The organism is Streptomyces sp. NPDC034085, assembly GCF_055575555.1.
On sequence record NZ_JBVISL010000002.1, the window covers coordinates 525,420 to 546,478 of the forward strand.

The window sequence follows — 21,059 nt, forward strand, 5'->3', positions numbered from 1 at the left end:
TGCTCAGTGCGCTTCGAACTCTGCGTGCGGTGTCGCCCTGTTCCAGACGCTCTCGAAGGCCGACTCGCAGAGCTTCGCCAACTCCGCGTTCTCGGTGATCTCGGGCTCTGTGGGCTCGCCCTCTCCGTCGAAGTGGTTCAGGTACACCAGACGGGAGTCGAACAGCCAGAAGTCGTTGCCGGGCAGGAGCAGATCCGAAGCGTTCCGCCGGGGGAGCCATCGCACTTGCTCGCCCGCAGCGATGTTGAGTCCCTCGGTCACCTCGTGCTCGAAGCGGATGTACTCGCTCACGGGTGTCGAAACGATACGGGCCCGACGTACCTCGACACCCCGCGCGACCGCCTCCGAGACGATCGAACGCCAAGCGGCCCAACGCTCGGCGGGGTCGATAGGCTTGCCGGCCTTCCAGTCGACGAAGGCCGAGTCCGTCTTGCTGTAGGCGTCGCGGGCTTCCAGGTGGACGGCGGTCCTCTGGCAGTCGCGGAACAGTTCCTTAAACGTCAGGGGACTCGACAACCTTCTTCTCCTCCGGCTCGGCGTTCTTCGCGGCGGAATCCCTGTCGCTCGACAGGAAGAACTGCACCATATAGCGGGGAATCTCTACCACCCCCTCGTGCGGGGGGAGGTTCAACTGCTTGAGCCGTTCCTCATCCAGGACGTTGTACCCCTGCACGAGGTACCTGTCCGTCTCGTCGTCCAGGTAGATGGTGGGCGAGTTGCCGTCAGGGCTGTTCGGGTCCTTACCGAGCATTCGCAAGGCCATGATGTCCTCCTACGTCGCCGGTGACACTTCCCATGCCAGAGCTTGCCTGCGCCTCCGCTAGAAGACGAGGAACTTGCCAGAACTTGCCGGGACTTCGGAGAAGACCCTAGGCGGACGAGGCGGGAGGGACGAGCAGTTGATCAGCCGCATACGGCCGTGACCTGGCCCAATCTGATCCCTCACCGCCGCGTCCTGGCCTATGCGGCAGCCTCCAGCTCGTCGTACCCGTCGATGTAGGTCCGGCCGTTCAGCCACGCGGCGAGCTTGCCCACGCCACGCTCGACGCGGTACCGCACCGCCCGGTCGGTCACTCCGTCGCGGGCAGCGATCAGGGCGTCCGGCCAGTCGAGGGCGAACCGCAGAAACAGGGCCCGGCGCTCACCCAGTTCGAGCGGGCAGGCCGCCCAGGCTCGGCGGATGTCGGCGAGGTGGGCGAAGAGGGAATCCGCGGCCCGCTTGTCGACGGTGCCCTTCGGCATGTCAGCGTCCGGGGCGGCCGGGTTCCGGATGCCGTACGCGGCCTCGGGCGACCACACGGCCGGGAGAAGGTGCTCGATGACCCGGCGATCGTACGTACTCACAGAAGACCCTTCTCGGCCCCGTTCAGGGCCGCCTCGTAGGACAGGTGCCGCGACTGGTGGCGAAGATCCGTGAGCCACGCGTTCCGGAGCTGCTGACACAGCCAGCGGTGCAGGAGGCCGGGACCGGCCGCGAGCATCTCGCGCGCCTCGCTGGCCTTCTCGGCGACGACGAGCGCCGCTTCCTGCCGGGCGTCGTCCCGCTCCAGGGCGAGCCCGTACTCCGTGCCGAACTTGCGGGCCACCACGTCGATCACGCGCTGAACCTGCGGGTCGTCAAGGAGCGTCCAGTCGTGAGAGGCGCTCACCGGACCACTTCCTTCACGGGGGTGTGGCCGTCCCTCGTCACCGCGACCATCAGGCCCGGCGCCCCCGTGGTGCCCTTCGCGTGCCGCCACCAGGTCGATTCGCTCTCCATGGCCGGGGGCTGAAGGAAGGTGCGCGGGCCGTCCGTGTCCACGTGCTCGTGGTGAAGGTGACCGGCAAGGAGAAGGTCCGCCTGGTGCATGGCGGATGCCTTGTTGAAGGCTTGCCCCTTCCACCACTCGAAGTGCCGGCCGGGCCTCCACTGATGCCCGTGGGCGTGAGCCACGGTGGTGCCCGAGCAGTCGACGACCACGGTCAGTTCGTCGGTGTCCGGCACGTAGAACTCCACATGGCCGAAGCGCTCGGGGGCCAGCGCCAGGGCGTCACGGACGCAGATCAAGGACTCGGTGTCGTGGGAGTCGTCGTAACGCGTCACGCCCCGGCCCGCGATGCGTACGGCCTCACCGTGGTTGCCGGGCACTGCGGCCATCGACACGCGGGAGGCGAGCGGCGCCATGGTCAGGGCTCCGTGCAGCATCACGCGGCGGGTAAGGCGGATCTGTTCCGTGAGCGTCAGCGAGGTCCGCCACGAGTTCGAGCCGCCCTGCGACACGAAGCCCTCCACGTGATCACCGAGCCACCCCATGTGGACGTGCCCGATGTCGAACCGCCGCCGGTACACGTCCAGCAGCTCGGCCGCGCGGTCGATGCACTCGATCGTGCGCTTCAGGGTGCCCGCCGGGCCATCACCGTCCGCCTTGCCGAACTGCATGTCGCCGAGCGCGATCACGAACGTGTGGTCACCCTCGGCGGCCGTGGCGAGCTGTCGAGGCTGGTGGTTGTCGACGGCCGCCAGGAGCTCGTCAATGTCCAGGCCGGACCGGTCGGCGGGCGTCTTCTTCGCGAACTGGAAGCGCGCCGAGACGCCAGTCTCGCCGTTCGGCATCGTCCACTCGCTCGACCGGAAGCCCTTCACCTCCCAGTCGGCCGGGTCGAGGCCCTGCGCCTTCAAGCAGGCCGCCGCGCTGCCCTGCGGGTCCATGCTCTCGGGGCCGCGAACGGTGACTTCGGCAGCGTCGCCACTCACCTCGATCTGCCGGGTGAAGTCCCTGTCGGGATCGGTTTGGCGAGCCGGGATGGCCGGGCCCACGGGCTTCGACAGGAGCTCGTCGAGGAGGTCGCTCAAGAATCGTTCGCTTCCTGGCGCAGTCGGCGCCGGTACGTGCGGATGGTGGAGGCGGACACACGGTGTCCGTAGCGGTCGAGAATCCAGACGAGATCCTCGGCGGCCGTGTCGTTCATGAGGTGGCGCTCGAACGCCTTCCTCTCGGCCCCGTCGAGGGCCGCCCAGATCGCTTGGAGCCGGGGGCCCGGACGCCCAGGCAGGTCACAGCGCGTCGTCACGGCGCCCCCCGGTCGAGGGACTCCACTGCCGAGATCGCGAGGGCCGCCAGGCGGATCAGCCCGGCCCGGATGTGCTCCGGCTCGCTCTCGGCGAGCGTGCGGTACGCCTGCGCCAGGACGGCGGAGTCCCAGCCGGGAACGCCGTCGAATTTGCGGGCCGTGTCCGCTGCCATCCACCGATTCGCCTCGCGCTCGTGGTGCTCCCGGCCCTTCAGCGGGTTATGGCCGCCCGCGACCGGCATGGACTGCCCGGAGTACGCCTTGCGGGCCGCCTTCACCTCCGCGAGGACAGCCGTCGCGGGGTCGGGCCTCCGCGCCGGCCTCTTGGTCGTCGTCTTTTTCGCGGTCGTCTCGGTCACTTCGTCTTGCTCGCTTCGTCAGTCAGGGAGAGGAGGGCGTCAGCGCCTCCGGCCTTGTACGTCTCGGTCACGTCGCCGTCGCGCAGGCGGACGCCTCGGGCCGATCTCAGGGACTTGCACACGCGGGTGACCAGTTCGGCCCCCGCCTCGTCCGGGTCGCCCCAGACCCACACCCGAGAGAAGCCCGCCAGCATCCGGCGGTGCCTCGGCTGCCAGAGGGCGGCCCCTGGCACGCCGACCGCGTGGAGGCCGAGACGGCGGAGGGTGATCGCGTCGAGCTCGCCCTCCGTCACGTGGATCTCGTCGCCCGCCGCGTGGATCGCGTCCACCCCGTACAGCCGGGGCGGGTCGTCCTTCAGGGTGTTGTACTTCCCGTGCCGGTAGGCCCGGTGGTCGTGGTCTTCCAGGCAGCGGAAGCGGATGGTGAGCGGGTGCCCGTCGTGGGCCAGGTACGGGATCGCGAGGCGGCCCACCTGCCGCTCGTGGCCGGGGTGAGGGTCAGCGACGACGCCAAGCCGGTACGTAGCCGCCTCGTCCTTGCTGATTCCGCGAGCGAGGAGATACCGCGCGGCGTCCGGCGTAAGCGCTGCCTGATACGCGCTCGTCGCCTCCTCCAGCATCACCCGTTGCGAGGGCGAGAGAGGACGCAAGGGCTCGTGCTCCGGCAAAGTCTGTTAGCTCCTTCTTCATCAGCAGCGTGTAGCTGTCGCCGCCTTCGCCGCACGAGTGGCACTTCCACAATCCGCGGTCGAGGTGGTACGAGAACGACGGCGTGTTGTCGTCGTGGAGAGGGCACGGGGCCATGCCCGCCGTGCGCTCGGGGTTGTAGTCGATTTCGTAGTGGTCGAGGACGGCGGCGAGGGTGGGCTTCTCGTGCTCCTGGTCCTCAAAGCCGTCCCGGAGGCGCCCCAGGTTCACGGCAGCATCCATTCGTCGAGGTCGTGCATCGGGATCTCGAAGAACTCCTCCAGCTCCATGAGGAGTTGGCCGTCGAAGTCGTGATCGTTGAGGCAGTCGAGGAACGCCTCGAACCCGCAGACTTCCTCGGCCGGCATCACGCGACGCGCTCCCCCCGGAAGAAGCGGGCGTGGAGGTCGTAGCCGAGTTCGCCGAGGCCCTGTGGTGTGGTGAAGTCGTCCAGCAGCTCGACAAGTTCGCGGCAGATGCGGGCCTGCTCTTCAATCTCCTCGTACTGCCTCACGAGGCGGTCTCCGGGGGGAGGTCGAAGAACTCCTCCACCGTGCTCAGCACGTAAGCGCGGCGCCAGCTCGCGCCCCGTCGCCGGACGATCACGGCCACGTCTACGTCGCGCGGGTCGAGGTCGCGGTGCTTCGCGTAGTTGTCCCGCTCGCGGAGGGCCTCCTTGATGAAGGTGCCCGGCTCGAACTTGGCGTTCTTCGTCTCGGTGATCAGGAACGGGCGATGCCGAACCGGCTGGCGGCGAATCACGTGGTCGCCCTCGTCCTCGGTGCCGGTCAGCCGCAGCCGCTCGATGTCGTACCCGGCCTGGCGGAGTTCATCGCGGAACTCGGCCTCCCAGCGGGCGCCCGCGCGCTTGTTCCGGCGGTTCCTCGCCGCAATGTCGGTCACACTTAGCCTTTCAGGTCAAGCCTTGTCGAGCACGGCCGTGGGGGACCAGGGCTTCGGCTCCGGGGGGTTGAAGAGGGTCATCCGCTCCAGCTTCGAGAAGCGGGTCACGTCGGGGTGGCAGCGCAGGGAGGCGTACCGGCGGGCCGTGGGATCGCAGGGGCCCATGCGCTGTTTGATCACCGCGATCCTGTACTCCAGGCTGTTCGGGTCCAGCGCCACGGAGAGCGAAAGCTCCGGCTTCTCGCTCAGGCCGCCCTTCACCTGGTCGCGGCTCGGCGGTGCCCACGGATCGCTCTTGGCTTCCCAGGACTTGTCTGACGCGTGGTGAAGGATGATCACGGTCGCGCCCGTCGCGCGGGCCAGCTCGGTCGCGTTGGACATCACGGCCATCTGCTCGGTGTAGTCGCTTTCCGCGCCTTCGAAGTCCATGAGGTTGTCGAAGACGAAGACCTCCGGATAGGCGTCCCAGAGCTCGACGTATGCCTCCAGCTCCTCGTCGACCGCGCGCCACGTGATCGGACTGCCGAAGGAGAAGGTGATCCGCGAGCCCCGCAGAGCGTTCACGTACGTCTCGCGATACCGGCCGCCAGCGGACATCCCGGCCTCGACCATCTCCGTGGTGTCGCCGGTCGCCATGCTCGCGAGGCGGCTACTCGCGGTGAAGGCGGACATGTCCGCCGAGAAGTAGAGGGTCGGCAAGTTCATCTGCGCGACCCAGAACAAGGCGAGCCCGCTCTTCTGCGTGCCGGACCGCCCGGCGATCATCACGACTTCACCGTGACGCGGACGGCAGCCCAGGTTGTACAGCGCCTCGAACGCTTCCACGCGCGGCAGCTCGCGGCCGGATTCTGCGTGCATCGTCAGCGAGCGACCAGGGGTCAGCACTCGGTGTCTCCTTTCTGGGTGGGGCGGGGGCGACCAGGACGGCCGCCCCCGTGCCGGCCTGCTGCGTCAGTCGAAGTCGGGCGCCGCTGAGGCGGCCTCGCTCACGGCTGCGTCGCGCTTCTCGCCGTACGCCACGACGGCCGCGACGATCTCCGGGTCCGTCACCGGCTTCCAGATCCACGCCGGGTTGCCGCCAGGCTTCTTGGAGGGCACCTGATCGACGGTGACGAGCACGGCCTGACCCACGACGGTCTCCAGGTCGCGCGCAAGGACCGTCTGCTCGATGCGCTGACCGTTGTTGACCTCCGGGGCGGCGCCGAGCTGCTCCCGCGACTTCCAGACGGAGATGTCGGCGAGGACGGAGTCCTTCGGCCCGTTCGGCGTCGGCCGCTGTCGGTCGAAGCCCTTGACCTCGACGAGGATCGCGACCGCGTCGGCCACGTCCTTCGGCTTGAACCAGCCGCCGTTGGCCTGCGGGAGAGAAGCGAGATTCAGTGCCACTAAGGGGAACTCCTTGTGTTTGGGGTCGAGTTATCGGCTGATGCATCGGGCGGGCATGTCGCCCGCCTTCGAGAAGGTCCACAGCTCACAGGGGGCCGCTGTCCAGAGCCAGACGGCCAGGAGGAGAGAGACCACGGCCAGGGCCAGGCTCAGGGGCTTCATCCGGAGGCCGCCTTGAGGGCTCGGCCTCTCGCCTTCCACGCGTCCATCACGGCCTGGTCGGCGAACGCGTCCTGGTTACGCGCCCACAGCCTCTTCAGGTCGTCCGTGGTCGCGCAGGCGTTGATCTGTTCCAGGAGGGAGGCCGCGGAGCCCGGTTCGCGGGCTGGGGCCGTCTGGGCGGCTGCCCACGGGTCCTCGCCAGGCGTCGCAGGCTGTGCGGCAGGAACGACGGTGGCGCCCAGGTCGCGGACGACGGTCGCGACGCCCTGAGCCGTCTTGGACGCCTCGCTGACCAGCTCGTGAAGGCTGAGCGTGGTTACACTTTCACGTTCGAAGCCGAAAAAAGTGGCCACGTCGTCGTACACCTCGTACGCGGCCCCCTTGAAGGCTGCGGCCCAGTCGTCGGGTTCCGGGCCCGACTTGATGGTCACGGTCACCGACCGCTGCGTGTCGCTCAAACTCACCCCTCTCGTGTAGCGCCGAACCGTCCGGCGCCAGGTTCAAATTACACGTTCAGGCCATGGAAAACAACTCAAAACGGACGAAGGGCGCTCTTGTTCTTGCCGCGCAAGACGCGCGTGTTCTGCGCGGCCTTCGCTGCCTCCCAGCCCAACCGCAGGTCAGCCCAATAGGGCGTGCACTCCCCGGAGCCTGCGGGAAGGTGGAGGATGATGCCCCAGTCTTGGGAGACGGCCGGGATCGGGGCGTACGCAGCCTTCGCGAGATCGGCCGGCACCTCCCGGCGCTTCCATGCGGCGAGGGCCTTCTTGTCCCGGTCGTTGACGGGGAAGAGGGTGTGGTCGTACAGCTCGCCCCGGCTGTAGACCGCGAGCTGGCTCGCCATCTTGAGGCGGCTGTACTCGATCGAGCCCGTCTTCAAGTCCGCGATGAACAGGCCCTCGACGTGCTCGCCGTCCGGACCGGGACCGCTGTAGCTCACCATGCGGTCGAAGGTGCCGCCGACGCCCAGCTCCGGTACCACCACGAACGTCTCCACGGCGACGACATCGAACGGTGCCGTCGACATCTTGTAGGCCGCCATGTCCGTCACGTCGGAAGTGGCGACCCCCGCAGGCAGGCGCTCGCCCCGGTCTACGAATTCGCTCAGCGTGTGCAGGTGTGTGCCTCGCTCCCGCTTCGCGTTCGCTCCGGCCACCGTGACCGCCCGCTCGGCGAGCGCGTCCAGGCGGGCCTTTCCCTCGCGCGTCTCTGGGTTCAAGTTAGCCACTTCGCGCAAAAGAGAGCCCTCGCGAGCGGCGCCCACGAGGGTCATCCGCTGCTTCCAGGACATCAGGCCACTCTTGTCCTCGATGGCGTCGATGAACGTCGTCGTCCTGGTGAGGCCGCGGGGCTTGCCGCCTTCCTTCGGGACCACAAGGGGCCGCCCCCACCCATCACGTGGAACGGACGGTGCAGGGGCGGGCAGTGCGGTAATGGTCAGGGCCATATAGGGGGCTCCTTCTGGTTCGTCCAGGTGGGGACCAAGTGGATGCGCACGAAGTCGGGGCCGTCGCCTATGAGCTCGGCCTCCTCCTCTGTCTCGGGTATCAGGGCGAGGTCGAGGGCTGCCGCCTGCGCGACACCCCACTGAAGGTCGTGCTCTGTGTAATCCAGCGAAAGGGTCAGGTGGAACTCGAACGCGTCGGCGTCCACGCAGAGGACGGCACCGCCTTCTGTGATCCGCTGAACCCCGGCCTCCCGCCAGGCTTCCCCCGAGTGTGCGAGGACTGTGGTTGCCTCGCGCTGCTCCTCCACTCGACTTGGCCCCTCTGTCGTGCTTGGTGCAAGTTTGCCTTACTTAGCGGAATCCTAACCGCCGCATCTGACATCGGGATCACCCCACAGGAGGATGTTCGATAGTTTGTTCGAACACTCGTGGAGGAGTCGAGATCGAACCCGGACCGGGCGCGTGCCCGCCCGACGCGTGGCCTCGTGACCGGCGAAACGCAAAAACCCCCAGGGAATCGATGTCCCTGGGGGTTGATGGCTTCTCGGCTCAGTCGGCGCGACGGCGCTTCGTCGTCTTTTCTGCGGGCTGGCGGATGATGTCGGTGTCCTGCTCTTCCCGTGGGATGAGGAAGAAGCCCTCTTCGGTCTCGGGGTCGTAGTGGACGACGGCATTCTTCTCCTCCAGGTCAGCGAGCCACGAGCGCAGCTTCTTGGCGTCCCGGTCCGCGAGCTCCTGACCATCGCGCACGCGCGCCTCCAGTCGAAGCATGATCACCTCGTACCGAAAGCGGTGCTTCTCCTCAACCGCCCACGGGATCAGGTCGTCATCGCGCGTGATCCGTCTCTTCAGCTTGTGCCGGCGCCTGTAGTTGCCCCACATGGAGATGGAGGTCTTTCGCTGGTACTTTCGCTGGTACTCCTGGACCATCCATGCGTAGGTCTTGTTCTGCTGGAACCACTTCTCGACTTCGGCTTCGTCGACGATCTTCGACGGTGCGGGCATGTCTCCCCTTGGCTTGGATCTTGAATCCCGCAGGCTGCGCGGGGTGTTGAGCGCCAAGGACGCTCGCCTGTCCCAACCTACGGTTACACATACACGTTAGACTCGTCAACGTGGAACTTGCGCTTGGTTGTACCGGAGAGGCAAATCGAGATGACTGTCACAGTCTGTAATGTCTGTAAAACGCCCGGTTTGCCTACGCAGAAGTATCGAATTGAACGTGTAGGTGCAACCGAAAGGGTCGTCGACCTGTGCCCGGACCACGCCGCGCCGGTGGAGGACGTGCTCGCGCGAGCCGCCGAACCGGCAGCGGACGCCGATGACACCAGCGCCGCGCCTGCCCCAGCTCGTCGGCGCTCCAGCAAGCGCAAGGTCATGACCCTTGAGGAGATCGAGAAGCTGAAGGCGGCCCAGCGAAGAGGCGCCGAGCAGTGAAACGACGAAAGCCCCCTGCTGGCGGAGACCAGCAGGGGGTTCTTCGTGTCAGCCTTCGTCGTCGGGCTCGGGGCTGCCCGTCTCGACCACGCCGAGCGCGGTGAGGATCTGGACGATCACGGCTACCTCGGGGCTGTCGGCGTACACGATGGACGCGATGCTCACGAGCACGCCGACCGCAGCCAGAACGGCACCGACGCGAGTGCGGTAACGGACAGGGAGCAGGTTCACGAGACTGATCGGCTTGGAGCCGGGCATCTGCATCTTGCTCATCGGCGACCAGCCTCCTTCTGGAGCTCCTCGAATCCGCGGGCGCCTATGGCCGGGTCGTACGAGAGGCCCGTGGTCTTCAGGTGGGGGTTCTTGTTGTGGAAGCGCGCCACGGCGGCCTGCGTGTTCTTGCCGTAGAACGTGGTGACCGCGCCGGGGATCGGGCCGTACCCGGCCGCGATCAGGAGCCGCTGAAGCTCGGCCACCTGGGCGTGCGTGGCGCCCGGCTTCACCCCCGCCTTCAGGGCGACGATCGAGGACGCGGGCTTCGACGGCTCGGGCGACGTGCCGGCCTTCTTCGCCTTCACCAGCTCGATCAGTCGCTTGATCGGGAAGTTTCCAGGATCGCCGTGATCGTTCTCCGGTACGTGCTGGTGACCAGCGATCCCACGGAAGTCGTTCCACTCGGCGAACGACATGCGCTGACCGTTCCGCGACCCATACGAGGACGGGTACGACAGCCAGGGCTTCGACGTGGAGACCAGCGGGATCGGGTACGTGTCGGTCAGCCACTTCACCAGGTCGACCAGAGCCGCCAGATCGGCATCCGAGGCGTTCGGCCAGTACAGGCCAGGGCCGCCCTTGTCGCACGTGCCCACGAGCTCGATCTGAATGCAGTTGAGCGTGTTGGTCTGGACGCCGCCTGCCTTGTTCACCAGCGCCCGCGCGCTGTGGTTGGCGTAGAAGTGCTGGCGCACGACGCCGCCCTTGATCGTGAAGTTCGGCGCCGAGCCGCCGCCGCCGTACGTCGGGAACGAGTTGCCCTCGGTGGTGTGCAGGACGATGACGTTGGGATGCGGCATCGTGTCGCCGGGGTACGTCCCGCCGTACCACTGCGAGCTGGCGTCGGCCTTCGGGTAGATGTGCGCGGTCAAGAAGTGGTGCCTCCTTGGGCATGGGAAAGGCCCCGCCGGATTGAGCGGGGCCTGAACGGGGGGATGGGGTCAGCTGTGTTCGGACGAGGCGGAGACGTGACGGTCAAGGCGTTCGGCGACCGCCAGGCGCTCGGCCCGCTCGTGGGCCAGGTCGTCGCGGATGCCGGCCATCTCACGGGTGTGCTGCGCCTGGCCGTCGAGCACCTGGCCGAGGCCGGTGATCACGCGGTCCACGTCGTCACGGAGGTTGGTGGTGTGGGTGTTGGACACCTGATCGCGGACTTCGCCCATGACGCGGTGCTGGCGGCGCAGCAGCTCGACGAGGGCGCCGATCAGGGCCACGGCCACCGTCCCAGCGGCCGAGATCAGAGCGGCCGAGGTCGAGGTGGTCACGCAGTGCTCACCTGACCTTCGAGGGCAGACAGGCGCTCTTCGAGTGCCTTGATCCGCGCCTCCTGGTCCTGCACGACGGGCAGGAGTGCGACGCCGAGCAGGTCGTACCGCAGTCCGTCAATCTCGCCGTCGAGGTAGTTCACGATCCAGGGCAGGTGCACGGCGACCTCCTCGGCGATGAGGCCGACTTCGCCCTTCACGCCCTCCTGGGCCGTGCCGTCCTCATCGAGCTGAGCCTTGCGGTCGTAGACCCTCGGCTTCAGCGAGAGCACGTCCGCAGGGTCCATCACGAAGTCGCGGACGTTCTCCTTGAACTTGATCGAGGAGGTGTTGCGGCAGAAGCCGCCGTCACCTCGCACCCACACCGCGTAGTAGGTACCGGACCCGCTGACCCCGCGAGCGTGAGGTTGCTTCGAGCCGTTGGCCCAGGCGATCGTGTCTCCGGATTCGAGGTACTGGCCGTGGTAGTGCGTGCTCGGCGGGAAGGTGGAGGGCTTCGACGTGATTGAGCTCCACTCGTGCGAGTGGCTCGACGGGGGGTAGGTCGAAGGGGTGCCGGTGATGTCGCTCCACGCGTGCTTGTGCGCGGACGGAGCGATGGTGCTCGGAGCGTCGCTGATCTGGGACCACGAGTGCGTGTGGGCCGCCGGGGGGAAGGCGGCCGGCTTGTCTGTGACGCTCGGCCACGAGACGGACGGGGCGAGGTTTGCCCAGGCGCTTCCGTTCCAGAACTCCCATGCCGAGGTGCTGCGGTTGAAGCCGAGGTCCCCAAGCCGCGGTGAGGTCGGACGGGTCGAGTTCCACCAGGACCCGACGTAGCCGCGCGTGAACTGGCGGCCCTCGGCCACGTTCGAGGCGGTAATGGAGGTCGCGTTGCCGGGCACGGTCACCCAGGCGAGCCGCAGTTCGTAGATCCCACTGTCTGTCTGGGTCAGCGTGGGAGAGTCGGAGCCGGGCGATCCCTTCAGCACGGCCAGAGAGATCGTGTTCGCGGTGGGGTCGAGACGCAGAACAACCGCGTCAGTACGGGTGGCCGTGTCGGCGGCCGGAATCGTCACCGTCTCCACTGCCGTCGACAGAACGGCGTGCCCGCGAACCAGGGCGAAACCTGGCTGCACCGTGACGGTCATGGCGGAACCAGTAGCCGAGACGCGGAACGCGGGTGAGTCGGACGATGCGGCGACGCCGGAGCTGAGCTCCCGGAAGAGGTAGCTGAACTGGGTCTCCGTGACGGCCTGCGAGTCAAAGGGGTAGGCGGTGATCGCCAAGAAGGAGTCCTTCCTGCGGCATGGGAAAGGCCCCCGAGCGTGTGGGCTGCGGAGGCCGGTGGGCGTTGGGGTGCTATCGGCGGGCGACCTCGGTGACGGTGCGGGCCTCGTCGTTCTGCCGGGCGAAGGCGATCGTGAACCGCTCAGGAAGCGCGTCGACGGCTGCACTCATCACGGCGGCGACCACGACCGTGCGCTCCTCGTCGGTCAGTCGGTCGTCGGGGTACAGGTCCGTGTCGTCGGGCAGGGAGACGGACAGCCGCATGGGGGCCTTGTACTCCTCGCCGCCGCGTGCAGCGTTGAGAGTTCCGCCGGATACGGTCACTGGTACTCCTTGTGATGTGCGGTGCTCACGCCAGGGCCACCCAGAAGCGGTTGCTCTCGTTGGCGATTCCAGAGAGCGTGGTCGGCGGGGCGGTTGGCGAGGTGGAAAGGCGGCCGAAGCGCCACAGGTTGTTCAGGCCGAAGGTGTTGGCCGGGGCGCCGAAGGTGTTCTCGGCGCCGAGGATCATGGGCCCGTCACCCGTGGTCGTGTTGTAGTTGAAGCGCCAGACGACGTAGTAGATGCCGGGCGCGAGCGTTACGGCCGCGTCGAGCGCTGTGGAGGAGGCGTTACCACCGGAACCGTGCTGTTCGGCCGGCTCGTTGCCCGACTCGATGGTGCTTGCGATCCCGACCCGAGCCATCGACGTGTCGTAGATGGCCGCCCAGCTCCCGGAGGTCAGGCCGCCCGCGTAGCCGCCGAAGTGCCACACCACTTTGGAGACCGAGGCGGAGGCCGCGACCTTGACGGCGGCAAAGCGTGGGGTAGTGCCGCAGTAGAGGGGAGTCGACGCCGTGAGCGCCGGATCGAATGACCACGCCTTGAGGCCGAGATCGGAGGGCGTGAACTCGCTCGGCGGCACGTAGGTGCTGGCGGCGCCGAGGGCGAAGGTCGCCCCGTTGCTCTGCCGCACCTTGAGGGTTCCCGCCTCGGACCACATAACCGCACCAGACGGGTTGCCAGTTGGGGGCTGTGTGGCGTTGGCGAAGGAGACCACGCCGCCTGATGCGCCGCCGAACGTGCCGCCAGGGCCAACGCGAAGGTTCTGGAGTGTGGCGGTGGTCGTAGTGATGAGCTCCGCGTCCTTGTTGATCGCCGTGTAGAGCGACTGATCAGTGTTGGATGCTTTGAACACGTCAGCGCTTGTGCCGCCGTAAACGACGTGCAACATGCCGTCCATGCGCGAGCATTGGCCGTTATTGGCCACTGCGCCGACATCTGAGGCTGTCAGGACGGGATCAGGGCCTTGTTTGCCGTTGACGGTGTTGACCGAGCCCGGGTCGCCCTTCGCGCCCTGGGGGCCGGGCTCGCCTTGTGGGCCTGCGGGCCCGGTGTCACCCTTCGGGCCTTGGCTCCCGGCTGGCCCTTGAGCTCCGGTGTCGCCCTTCGCGCCTTGGGGCCCTGCGGGACCGGTGTCACCCTTGGTGCCAGGATCGCCCTTGGGGCCCTGTGCTCCGGTGTCGCCTTTCGGGCCCTGTGGTCCTGCGGGGCCGGTAGCTCCGGTGGGTCCGACCACTCCGGCGTCTTCGGGGGCGGGCCATACGGAGAGTCCCATTAGGAAACCTCCACGCCGCTGATGTGCGTCAGGGCTTGTGCGGCGTTGCCCTGCACCTCGATCCCGTCGCCAGCGTTGAGTACCTGCCGCACGTCGAGCGTCAGCACTCCGTGCGGCGCAATGCCGATGTTGGCGAGCAATGGGACGCCGCCGAGACGGACGGTGACGCTGGCGCTGGTTGTCGAGGGGTTGGTGGCGACGATGTTCGTGATGACGGCCTGGCCTGCGGCCGGCACGGTGTAGACGGTGGTGAGGGCGGTCGGAAGTGCCGCCCTGTAGAAGGCTTTTGGCGCGCTGGCCACTACCACACTCCCATGAGGCTCATGACGGGATCGGCCCCGCCTGCTTCGGTGTGCCGCTCCAGGGCGGACACTCGGGTCTCGGTGCTCTGCATTCGCTTCGCGGCCAGAGCCGCAGGGTCGAACCCTGTGGGGTCTCCGAGCGTGGCACCGACCCGGAAGCCGTCTTCGTCTGCCTTGATGACCATGCCGGTCACAGTCGAGACAAGCTCCTGGCCGCCCGCGATCACCGCCACGCGGTCGCCCATGCCCCAGTCGCGGCCGAACTCCATGGACGCCGCGTCCTCGACGGGTACGGCCTGAACGGCAATGGAGGTGTCGCCCGAGTCGGCGAGGACTTCGTTTCCGGCCTGCGTCAGCTCGTCTCGGTTGTCGGTGTTGCGCTGGTCGACGAACTTCTCGATCCGGCGGCCCCAGACGCCTTCGGCGGTCACGGAGGACTCGGAGTCGACCGGTACGAAGGTGCGGTCCTCCTGTTCGCCCTGACCGGCGACGATCACGCGCGTGACGCCGGGAGGTGAGACGGAGACGCGCTGTCCGGCGAGAGTGCCGGTCACGACATCGAGCCGAACTTCTTTGGTGCGGTCGGCGATCTCGAACGTCTCGAAGACGAGCACGCTGCCGCGCTGGACGACGCGGAAGCCGAGGCCAGCCACCGCGCCGATCTCTGTCAGCAACTCGCCGAGCACGGGGAAGCGGGCCGATTTGGTGAGGGTGGGGCCGCGCCCACCGTCGGCTCCCATGGTCAGGCCAGCCCGCCGTCTGGCAGTGGGAGCCAGGGGGCCGCAGTTCGCCGCTACGTACTGATGCATGAGGGTCTCGGCCGGGCCGGTGCGTTCGTCGTGCCCGACCTTCTGTGTGGTCACGTCCCCGTTCGCGGGTTCCGGCCAGGCGAGCATGTCCGACAGGACAACCGAGTCGGACACTCCCTCGAAGGCGACGGAGCCGCGCCGGTCCTCGGGTGTCGCCGCGTACTCGGAGGAGACGACCGGGCCTGAGATCAGCACATCGGTAGGTCCGGTGATGATCAGCCCGGCCCCCGGTGATCGCAGGGTGTCGGTGAGGAGGTGCTCTGAGGGCAGCGTCAGCTTCCACGTACCGACGTTGCAGAACTGATCCTCGATAGAGAGGGCCAGGTCTTCGGGGCGTATCAGACCCAGCCGTGTCAGTGCCTTATCTCGAACTTCGACGGTGAGGTCTTGCAGCTTCAGTCAGATCACCATCCACCTGCGGGCCCGCCAGGAGCACACGATCTTGGAGGCCGCCGTGGTGTCGATCAGAGTCACGTCAGCAGTCGATACGCCGGGCGGAATCGTCCAGAAGCGAGGCGCTGGGGCGAGCTGGGCGTACCGGTTGGCCCCCTTGGCGTCTGTCACCGACCCGGTGCGGGTGTCGATAGTCAGCCGCTCCGAGGCGGTGAGAGAGCCGGTCCACCGCAGCGTCTCGCCAGTCGGCGAAGTCACTGTGAGGTCCCGCCCTGGCCCGTACACCTCCCACACGGGGTAGGCGTCGGCGTCACCGTTGTTGGTCAACGTCATCTCGCCGATGGCCTGTGATGCCGCCAGAGGCATCGAGGCCAGGGATGACAGGAACGGAGTGGTTCCCGGATCGCCGCCGACCGTCTGTGTGGACACACCTGAAGCGGTGAAGTACGGGTCTGGCGCCCGGAGGGAGAGCACCGTCTGAATGTCCGACCCTCCGGACCCAAGGTCGATCTCGCCGCCGCCCGTCCGGTAGACCACCGTGGACCAGCGCCGCCCGGAGTCGTCGACCAGGACGAGCCGCATTGCGCCTGCCACGGCCCGAGCGAGCCGCGATATCAGCTGACCGAGGTGCTGCCGGTCCCGGCCCACGATGTCCAACGGCATGTCGATCTCACGGGACAGAACCCGTTGCCCCCGCCATCGCGACCCGTCCCCGGCCCCTTCGAGCCACTGCACGTTGACGGAGGGCAGGCCCATGCCGGTCAGCCCGGCAGTGGCCTGGAACCCTGCGCCCGTGCTCTGTACCTCTCCGAGGTCGAGCGTGTCCCGCTCGGTCTCTAGAAGGAGTGATGTCACTACCAGCCCACCATTCGTGCTCGGTTGGCCGCCGCGAACAGATCCTCTTCAGCCGAGATAGAGGAGCCGGGGGCCGCGTAGTAGTTGAGGACCTTGGTCACCGCCGAGCCCGTACGGCCTTCGAGGCCGCCGCTCACCGCAGCGGATACGGAGCGGGCCGCGCTGGCGTAGTCCGAGCGGCTGGGCTTCGCGGTGATCGCGTCCACGGCCTTGGCCACGCGTCCGGACTCGCTCTCGATGCCGTTGGCGAATCCGCGGCCGACGAAGCCGCCGAGCCTCGCGAAGACCCGGCTGGGCGAGTGGATGCCGAGCGACTTCTTGATGGCCTTGACCATCGAGTCGGAGATCTTCAGCATCAGCTTCTCGATGGCGCCCTGCTGGGCTTCGAGGCCCTTGACGAGGCCCTCGGCCGCGTGAACACCCGCCTCGTACAGGGCATTCGATGCCGTGCTACCAGCCTTGTTGGCGTACTTCTCCAACTCGGCCTGGAGCTTGTTGAGCTCCTTGATCCCGTCCGCTCCGGCACCTGCGATCGACTCCGCCGCTGCGAGCCCGGCATCTGGGCCGGCACTCGCGATCTGGTCGAAGGTTTCCTTGTTCAGGCCGAGCTTCTTGAGCTTGTCCAACGCGGTGGCGAATCGCTTCGCCTGCTCGATCGCCTTCGTGAGGGCGGTCGTGATTCCGGTGAAGGAGGAGTCCTCCACCTTGGTCACGTCGCCCGTGTCGATGACCTTCCTGGCGACCTGCTCCGCGTAGTTCGAGGCTTCCTCGCGGAGCTTGTCGAGCTTGTCGCGTGCCGCCTTGAGCTTGTCCCCCACTCCATCCCACTGGGCCAGGAGCTTGAGGAGCTGCGCACGGTCGGCGTTGACTCGGTCCTTGAGCCCCTTGGAGGCGTTCTTCGGGATCTTCGCCGTCAAGTCGTTCAGGGAGTTCTTGACGTTGTCGTACTGCGACTCAAGACCCCGGATCAGGCCCTTGATGATGGCGCGGCCCGCGTCGTAGAGAAGGATTTTGTCCTTCGGGAGCGGACCCTTCCAGTCCTTGAACTTGCTGGTCAGGTTGCCGAGGGTGTCCTTGACCCCACCGAACATCGACTTGATGCCGTCGATCAGGCCGCGAATCAGTGCCTTGCCCGCGCCGACGAGCGTGGAGCCCAAATTCGAGAGCGCGCTCTTGGCCTTGCCCGGCAGCTCCTTGACGAACTTGATCGCCTCGGTGATGCCGGTCGAGATCGCCCGACCGAGCGCCTTCATGGCATCGCCTGCGGCGCTGGTGACCGCGCGCCAGCCCGCAGAGAAGAGCTCGCCGACCTTCGACATCATGCTTCGGCCGAGTCCCGCGAGGGTCGAGCCGAACGACGAGAAGCCGGAAGTGATCGCCGACCAGGCGGACTTGCCGAATTCGAGGACGGCCTTCCAGCCCGCCTTGAAGGCGGCACCGATGGCCTTGAGGCCCTTGCCGGCCGCGCCGAGGATGCCGACGCTCAGGAACGTCTTGAAGGCTCCGAGGATCGTGTCCCAGATGCCCTTGACGAAGCTCCAGAGACCGGACCAGAACTGCGACCAACCCTCCTTCAGTGTGCTGAAGTTGCCTGTGAACAGGGCCTCGATCAGGCCCCAGGCGATCTTCAGGACGCCGACGATGGTGTCCCAGACGCCCTGAACGATCTCGACGAGGCCCTCGAAGACGAGGGCGACCCCATTGACGGCATCGACGAGCGTCTGGCCGAGGAGCTCGGCGATGAACTGGATGACCGGTACGAGGACCGGCATCAGGAAGTTGACGACTGCCAGCAGTGCATCAAGGACCGGCTGAATCGCTTCGAGCAGTCGCTGAATCGCGTCCGCCAGTGGCGGAAGGAGGCCCTGGATGACCTCGCTCAGCATCGGAAGGAGTGGCTGAATGACCGCCGTGATGATCTGAAGCGCTGTCGCGATGATCGGCTGGAGGGCCGTCAGGATTTGCTGTAGGGCCTCGGAAAGGACCGGCAGGATCGGGGCCAGGGCAGACGCCAGAGTTGAAACCAGCGGTGCGAGGGCCGCGAAGATCTGCGCGAAGAGCTGCGCGATGATCGGCAGGATCGGGGCGAGCGCTCCGACGAGCTGGGCGATGACCGGGGCTACCGCAGCGACAATCTGACCGAAGGCTTCGGCGATCGTGGGCAGAATGCCGCTGAGCGTCTGAAAGGCTGAGCCAAGCGCTTGGCCTACGACGGGAACGAGCTGTGCCAGGATCGGCGCGATCGTCTCGATCGCTTGGGTCAGCGCGCCTCCGAGGAGGCCGATGATCGGAATGATCGACGGGGCAAGGGCCGTGAACGCGTTGGCCAGCGGGACAAGCGCGGCTGCCACGAGCGGACCGAGCATCGTCGCGAAAGCGCCGATCACTTCCATCAGCGCGCCGAGCGCCTGGCCGAGCGGGGCCATCGCGGGAGCCAGCGCGACAACGGCGTTCTGGAGGCCGTTGAACATCGCCAGCACGCCGTTGAAGACCTCTGGCTGCGCGAGGGCGTCGGCCACCGCGCCGAGGGCCTGCCCGATGATCGCGCCGACCTGCGGAAGAAGCGCGGTCAGCAGATGCCCGAGCGTGATGAACAGGTTCTCGACGGCCGGCCCGCTGATCGTGGCGATCTGCTGCATCGCCTGGTGGGCGGCCAGGAAGACGTTCGTCAGGCCCTCTTGGAACCCCTCGCTGTCCACCGTTTCGTGGATGGACTTCAGTGCCGCGTTCAGCGACGCGAGGGAGGTACCGCCCGCCTCGGTGGCCGCGCGAGCGACTCCCGAGAAAATGCCGTACGTGTTGTAGAGGACCCCGCCGAGATCCTTGAGGGCTTGAATACCCTCGTCGATCTCCGCCTTGATCCCGTTCTCGCCCTTACGGGCAAGGAAGTCAGAGAAGCGCTGGCTCAGGTCAACGAACCACTGAGCGAGCTGTGGAAGGTAGCTGGTACCGACCTTGCCGAGCGTCGCGATGATGTTCGCGAAAGCGCCCGTGCCCTTGGTCGCGATGTTGATGGACTCAGACAGGTCCGAGAACATCTGGCCCAGCGCGGGGTCGAGCGCGCCTTGCAGGGAGGTTGCGAGCCCGCCGAAGAAACCGCCGAGCTGCGTGGCCGTCTTGGCGACTCCGGCCGTGAACTCTGGGAGGAGCTCATCGACCATCGTCTTGATGGGCGCTGCGGCCTTCGCCCAAAAGTTCTCGCTGATCGTGTCCTGGAGCCCGCTGAGAGCGGCCTTCGCTTCCGGGACGACCTTGTTGAAGTCCTTGAGCGCGGCAACCGTGACGCCCAAACCGACCGCGATGCCGCCCAGGGCACCGGGCAGAAGCGCGGCAGTCGGCCCGATCTGAGCAAGGCTCGCGGCGAGGGCGAAGAGGTTGCTTGTCGCCGCGATGGCGACACCGATCAGCCCCGCAACAGCAGAAGCCAGAGAGCCGATGATCGGGACGCTCTTGTCGAGGTTCTTGAGCGTCCGCCCGAGCTTCTCGAACATCGAGTTCAGCACGCGGGCACCCGACAATGCCGCGAGCGCCGTCGCTACCTTGGCAACGGCCGCGTTGTCCAGATCCGGGACGATCGGGACGGTACGCGGGCGGGTGAGGATCTGAAGGCGCGTCGAGATCCGGGCGCCAAAGCCGTTCGCAAGATCCGGCTCGACCTTGATCTTCAGCGGGCTGATGTCATCGGCCCAGTCCTTGAGCTTGTGCTTCACGCGGTCGGCGGATTGCTGGTCGAGCTCCAGCTCCACCTTGCCCTGACCAGTGAGTTCGCCCACCTGGAAGTCGATCTTCTGCCGCTTGGCCTTCTCCTTGAGCTTGGCCGCCGCCCGCTGCACCTCGGTCGCCATGCCCTCTGTGGCGATCGTCGTGTAGAAGCGGATCTTGCGTGCGTCCGTCGTCTTGTTGTGACGGTTGATGTCCCGGACGGCTTCCAGCGCGCCCGCCTGAGCGCCCTTGGCATCGACCTTCGTGCCGAACGTGATCTTGAGCTGCTGCTCGATCTTTTCGAGCTGCCTCTTCGCCTGCTCCTTGAAGTCAGACGTGTCAGGCAGGACGCGTACAGACACGCGTCCGATGACCTGCCCAGCGGGCATGGGCTACCTCCCGAACCGCTTGTAGATCTCGGCCACCGAGGCGGGCCGCTTGCCGGCCTTCTTCTTGGCCTTCGGTTTCGGGCGCGGGTATTCAGGGATCTTCGGCGCCTTGCCCTTGCCCCACTGGCCCGTGGCCCTGGTGTTGGTGTTGAGCGCGTCGAAGAGATCGGCTGCCATGTGGCGGTCTTGGCCCCAGCCGAAGTACTCCCTGCCGCCGGACGCGAGGGCGACAGTCAGGGACGTGTCGGGAAGCCTCTGCAAGAGCGAGAGGACCAGGGACGGGGAGGGCCCGCGGCCTGCGATCACGTCGGCGAGATCCACGCCGTAGTAGAAGCGCAGGTCGGGATACAGCCCCTCCCCGTACTGGTCGATCAGCCCTGCGAGGCCGAGGCTTCCCCCGCCTGGGTGCCCTCGCCGTACCGGTCGAAGATCTCCGCGAGGACCGCGAGGTCGCCGTTGACCGCCTTGAGGAGCCGGTCGGCCGCCTTCGGGTGCTCGGCCACCAGGCGGATCGCCTCGGAGAGAAGCTCCTCCTGGTCGGCTCCCTCGTCGCCGAGGCGCTCCTGAAGCGCGGTGAGCTTCTTCCGCGCGGTCTTGGCCATGCGCAGCGGGTTGAGCAGTCGGACGGTCTCGTCGCCGAGCTCGATGTCAGTGCTGCGGTACTTGGCCTCTGCGGCGTTGCGGATGGCGTCAAGAGAGTAAGAAGCCATGGGGTGCGGACCTCCAGATTTGAGTGAGATGGGGGGAGGCGGACCGAAGAGAAGAAGGGCCCG

The 21,059-nt window shown here is 67.0% G+C and carries 30 protein-coding genes; 1 reads left to right on the plus strand and 29 read right to left on the minus strand.

The window, feature by feature from the left end:
* Positions 1-3 precede the first annotated feature (3 nt).
* From ACZ501_RS07705 to ACZ501_RS07785, 17 genes are all read right to left on the minus strand, one after another.
* Complete coding sequence (locus tag ACZ501_RS07705; RefSeq protein WP_468793275.1) at positions 4-516, minus strand: DUF6879 family protein; 513 nt, start codon at positions 514-516, stop codon at positions 4-6.
* Positions 494-763 carry a hypothetical protein gene (locus ACZ501_RS07710; protein WP_468793277.1) on the minus strand — a complete coding sequence of 90 codons (270 nt, stop codon included), beginning with the start codon at positions 761-763 and terminating at the stop codon, positions 494-496. The genes ACZ501_RS07705 and ACZ501_RS07710 overlap by 23 nt, the downstream gene beginning before the upstream one ends.
* Positions 764-960: 197 nt before the next feature.
* The gene (locus tag ACZ501_RS07715) at positions 961-1,344 is read right to left on the minus strand and encodes a hypothetical protein (RefSeq protein ID WP_150171645.1); all 384 of its coding nucleotides are present in this window, start codon (positions 1,342-1,344) and stop codon (positions 961-963) included.
* The gene (locus ACZ501_RS07720; protein WP_356450258.1) at positions 1,341-1,649 is read right to left on the minus strand and encodes a hypothetical protein; all 309 of its coding nucleotides are present in this window, start codon (positions 1,647-1,649) and stop codon (positions 1,341-1,343) included. The genes ACZ501_RS07715 and ACZ501_RS07720 overlap by 4 nt, the downstream gene beginning before the upstream one ends.
* Positions 1,646-2,833 carry a hypothetical protein gene (locus tag ACZ501_RS07725; protein ID WP_468793279.1) on the minus strand — a complete coding sequence of 396 codons (1,188 nt, stop codon included), beginning with the start codon at positions 2,831-2,833 and terminating at the stop codon, positions 1,646-1,648. Before ACZ501_RS07725 ends, ACZ501_RS07720 begins: the two co-directional genes overlap by 4 nt.
* 214 nt (positions 2,834-3,047) lie before the next feature.
* Positions 3,048-3,410, minus strand: coding sequence for a hypothetical protein (locus ACZ501_RS07730; protein ID WP_468793281.1), 363 nt, complete (start codon positions 3,408-3,410; stop codon positions 3,048-3,050).
* Positions 3,407-3,883 (minus strand): toprim domain-containing protein, encoded by a 477-nt coding sequence (locus ACZ501_RS07735; RefSeq protein WP_468793283.1) that lies wholly within the window; start codon positions 3,881-3,883, stop codon positions 3,407-3,409. Before ACZ501_RS07735 ends, ACZ501_RS07730 begins: the two co-directional genes overlap by 4 nt.
* Before the next feature lie 25 nt (positions 3,884-3,908).
* Positions 3,909-4,328, minus strand: coding sequence for a CHC2 zinc finger domain-containing protein (locus ACZ501_RS07740; RefSeq protein WP_468793285.1), 420 nt, complete (start codon positions 4,326-4,328; stop codon positions 3,909-3,911).
* Positions 4,325-4,465 carry a hypothetical protein gene (locus ACZ501_RS07745; protein WP_356450248.1) on the minus strand — a complete coding sequence of 47 codons (141 nt, stop codon included), beginning with the start codon at positions 4,463-4,465 and terminating at the stop codon, positions 4,325-4,327. The genes ACZ501_RS07740 and ACZ501_RS07745 overlap by 4 nt, the downstream gene beginning before the upstream one ends.
* Entirely contained in the window at positions 4,465-4,611 is a 147-nt protein-coding gene (locus tag ACZ501_RS07750) for a hypothetical protein (RefSeq protein ID WP_356450246.1), read from the minus strand. The genes ACZ501_RS07745 and ACZ501_RS07750 overlap by 1 nt, the downstream gene beginning before the upstream one ends.
* Complete coding sequence (locus tag ACZ501_RS07755) at positions 4,608-5,000, minus strand: hypothetical protein (RefSeq protein WP_356450245.1); 393 nt, start codon at positions 4,998-5,000, stop codon at positions 4,608-4,610. Before ACZ501_RS07755 ends, ACZ501_RS07750 begins: the two co-directional genes overlap by 4 nt.
* 15 nt (positions 5,001-5,015) lie before the next feature.
* A complete protein-coding gene (locus ACZ501_RS07760) occupies positions 5,016-5,885 on the minus strand; it encodes an AAA family ATPase (RefSeq protein WP_223828485.1) in 870 nt (289 codons plus the stop codon).
* A gap of 66 nt (positions 5,886-5,951) precedes the next feature.
* Positions 5,952-6,386, minus strand: coding sequence for a hypothetical protein (locus ACZ501_RS07765; protein WP_356450243.1), 435 nt, complete (start codon positions 6,384-6,386; stop codon positions 5,952-5,954).
* Between the two features lie 158 nt (positions 6,387-6,544).
* Entirely contained in the window at positions 6,545-7,006 is a 462-nt protein-coding gene (locus ACZ501_RS07770) for a hypothetical protein (RefSeq protein ID WP_468793287.1), read from the minus strand.
* Between the two features lie 74 nt (positions 7,007-7,080).
* Positions 7,081-7,995 carry a hypothetical protein gene (locus ACZ501_RS07775; RefSeq protein ID WP_356450237.1) on the minus strand — a complete coding sequence of 305 codons (915 nt, stop codon included), beginning with the start codon at positions 7,993-7,995 and terminating at the stop codon, positions 7,081-7,083.
* Entirely contained in the window at positions 7,986-8,303 is a 318-nt protein-coding gene (locus ACZ501_RS07780; protein WP_356450236.1) for a hypothetical protein, read from the minus strand. Before ACZ501_RS07780 ends, ACZ501_RS07775 begins: the two co-directional genes overlap by 10 nt.
* Before the next feature lie 241 nt (positions 8,304-8,544).
* Positions 8,545-9,000, minus strand: a complete 456-nt coding sequence (locus ACZ501_RS07785) for a hypothetical protein (RefSeq protein WP_356450234.1) — start codon at positions 8,998-9,000, stop codon at positions 8,545-8,547.
* A 189-nt stretch (positions 9,001-9,189) separates the two neighbouring features.
* On the opposite strand from ACZ501_RS07785, the gene ACZ501_RS07790 reads away from it, so the two are divergent.
* Positions 9,190-9,432 (plus strand): hypothetical protein, encoded by a 243-nt coding sequence (locus ACZ501_RS07790; RefSeq protein WP_468793289.1) that lies wholly within the window; start codon positions 9,190-9,192, stop codon positions 9,430-9,432.
* Between the two features lie 48 nt (positions 9,433-9,480).
* On the opposite strand, the gene ACZ501_RS07795 is transcribed toward ACZ501_RS07790, so the two are convergent.
* The 12 genes from ACZ501_RS07795 to ACZ501_RS07850 form a co-directional block, all read right to left on the minus strand.
* Positions 9,481-9,705 carry a DUF7439 family protein gene (locus tag ACZ501_RS07795; protein WP_356450230.1) on the minus strand — a complete coding sequence of 75 codons (225 nt, stop codon included), beginning with the start codon at positions 9,703-9,705 and terminating at the stop codon, positions 9,481-9,483.
* Entirely contained in the window at positions 9,702-10,577 is an 876-nt protein-coding gene (locus ACZ501_RS07800; protein ID WP_468793292.1) for a peptidoglycan recognition protein family protein, read from the minus strand. Before ACZ501_RS07800 ends, ACZ501_RS07795 begins: the two co-directional genes overlap by 4 nt.
* 69 nt (positions 10,578-10,646) lie before the next feature.
* Positions 10,647-10,970 carry a DUF2746 domain-containing protein gene (locus ACZ501_RS07805; protein ID WP_468793295.1) on the minus strand — a complete coding sequence of 108 codons (324 nt, stop codon included), beginning with the start codon at positions 10,968-10,970 and terminating at the stop codon, positions 10,647-10,649.
* A complete protein-coding gene (locus ACZ501_RS07810) occupies positions 10,967-12,238 on the minus strand; it encodes a tail fiber domain-containing protein (RefSeq protein WP_468793297.1) in 1,272 nt (423 codons plus the stop codon). Before ACZ501_RS07810 ends, ACZ501_RS07805 begins: the two co-directional genes overlap by 4 nt.
* Before the next feature lie 73 nt (positions 12,239-12,311).
* Positions 12,312-12,563: a hypothetical protein gene (locus tag ACZ501_RS07815; protein WP_468793300.1), complete on the minus strand. Its 252-nt coding sequence runs from the start codon at positions 12,561-12,563 to the stop codon at positions 12,312-12,314.
* Positions 12,564-12,588: 25 nt separating this feature from the next.
* Positions 12,589-13,461, minus strand: a complete 873-nt coding sequence (locus tag ACZ501_RS07820; RefSeq protein ID WP_468793303.1) for a hypothetical protein — start codon at positions 13,459-13,461, stop codon at positions 12,589-12,591.
* Between the two features lie 374 nt (positions 13,462-13,835).
* Positions 13,836-14,138, minus strand: coding sequence for a hypothetical protein (locus ACZ501_RS07825; protein ID WP_468793305.1), 303 nt, complete (start codon positions 14,136-14,138; stop codon positions 13,836-13,838).
* A complete protein-coding gene (locus ACZ501_RS07830; RefSeq protein ID WP_468793828.1) occupies positions 14,138-15,346 on the minus strand; it encodes a siphovirus ReqiPepy6 Gp37-like family protein in 1,209 nt (402 codons plus the stop codon). Before ACZ501_RS07830 ends, ACZ501_RS07825 begins: the two co-directional genes overlap by 1 nt.
* On the minus strand, positions 15,347-16,195 hold the full coding sequence (locus ACZ501_RS07835; RefSeq protein WP_468793308.1) for a phage distal tail protein: 849 nt from the start codon (positions 16,193-16,195) through the stop codon (positions 15,347-15,349).
* Positions 16,195-20,286 (minus strand): phage tail protein, encoded by a 4,092-nt coding sequence (locus ACZ501_RS07840; RefSeq protein WP_468793311.1) that lies wholly within the window; start codon positions 20,284-20,286, stop codon positions 16,195-16,197. The genes ACZ501_RS07835 and ACZ501_RS07840 overlap by 1 nt, the downstream gene beginning before the upstream one ends.
* 3 nt (positions 20,287-20,289) lie before the next feature.
* Positions 20,290-20,463 (minus strand): hypothetical protein, encoded by a 174-nt coding sequence (locus tag ACZ501_RS07845; protein WP_468793313.1) that lies wholly within the window; start codon positions 20,461-20,463, stop codon positions 20,290-20,292.
* A 194-nt stretch (positions 20,464-20,657) separates the two neighbouring features.
* On the minus strand, positions 20,658-20,996 hold the full coding sequence (locus ACZ501_RS07850) for a phage tail assembly protein (RefSeq protein WP_468793316.1): 339 nt from the start codon (positions 20,994-20,996) through the stop codon (positions 20,658-20,660).
* Positions 20,997-21,059: the final 63 nt, after the last annotated feature.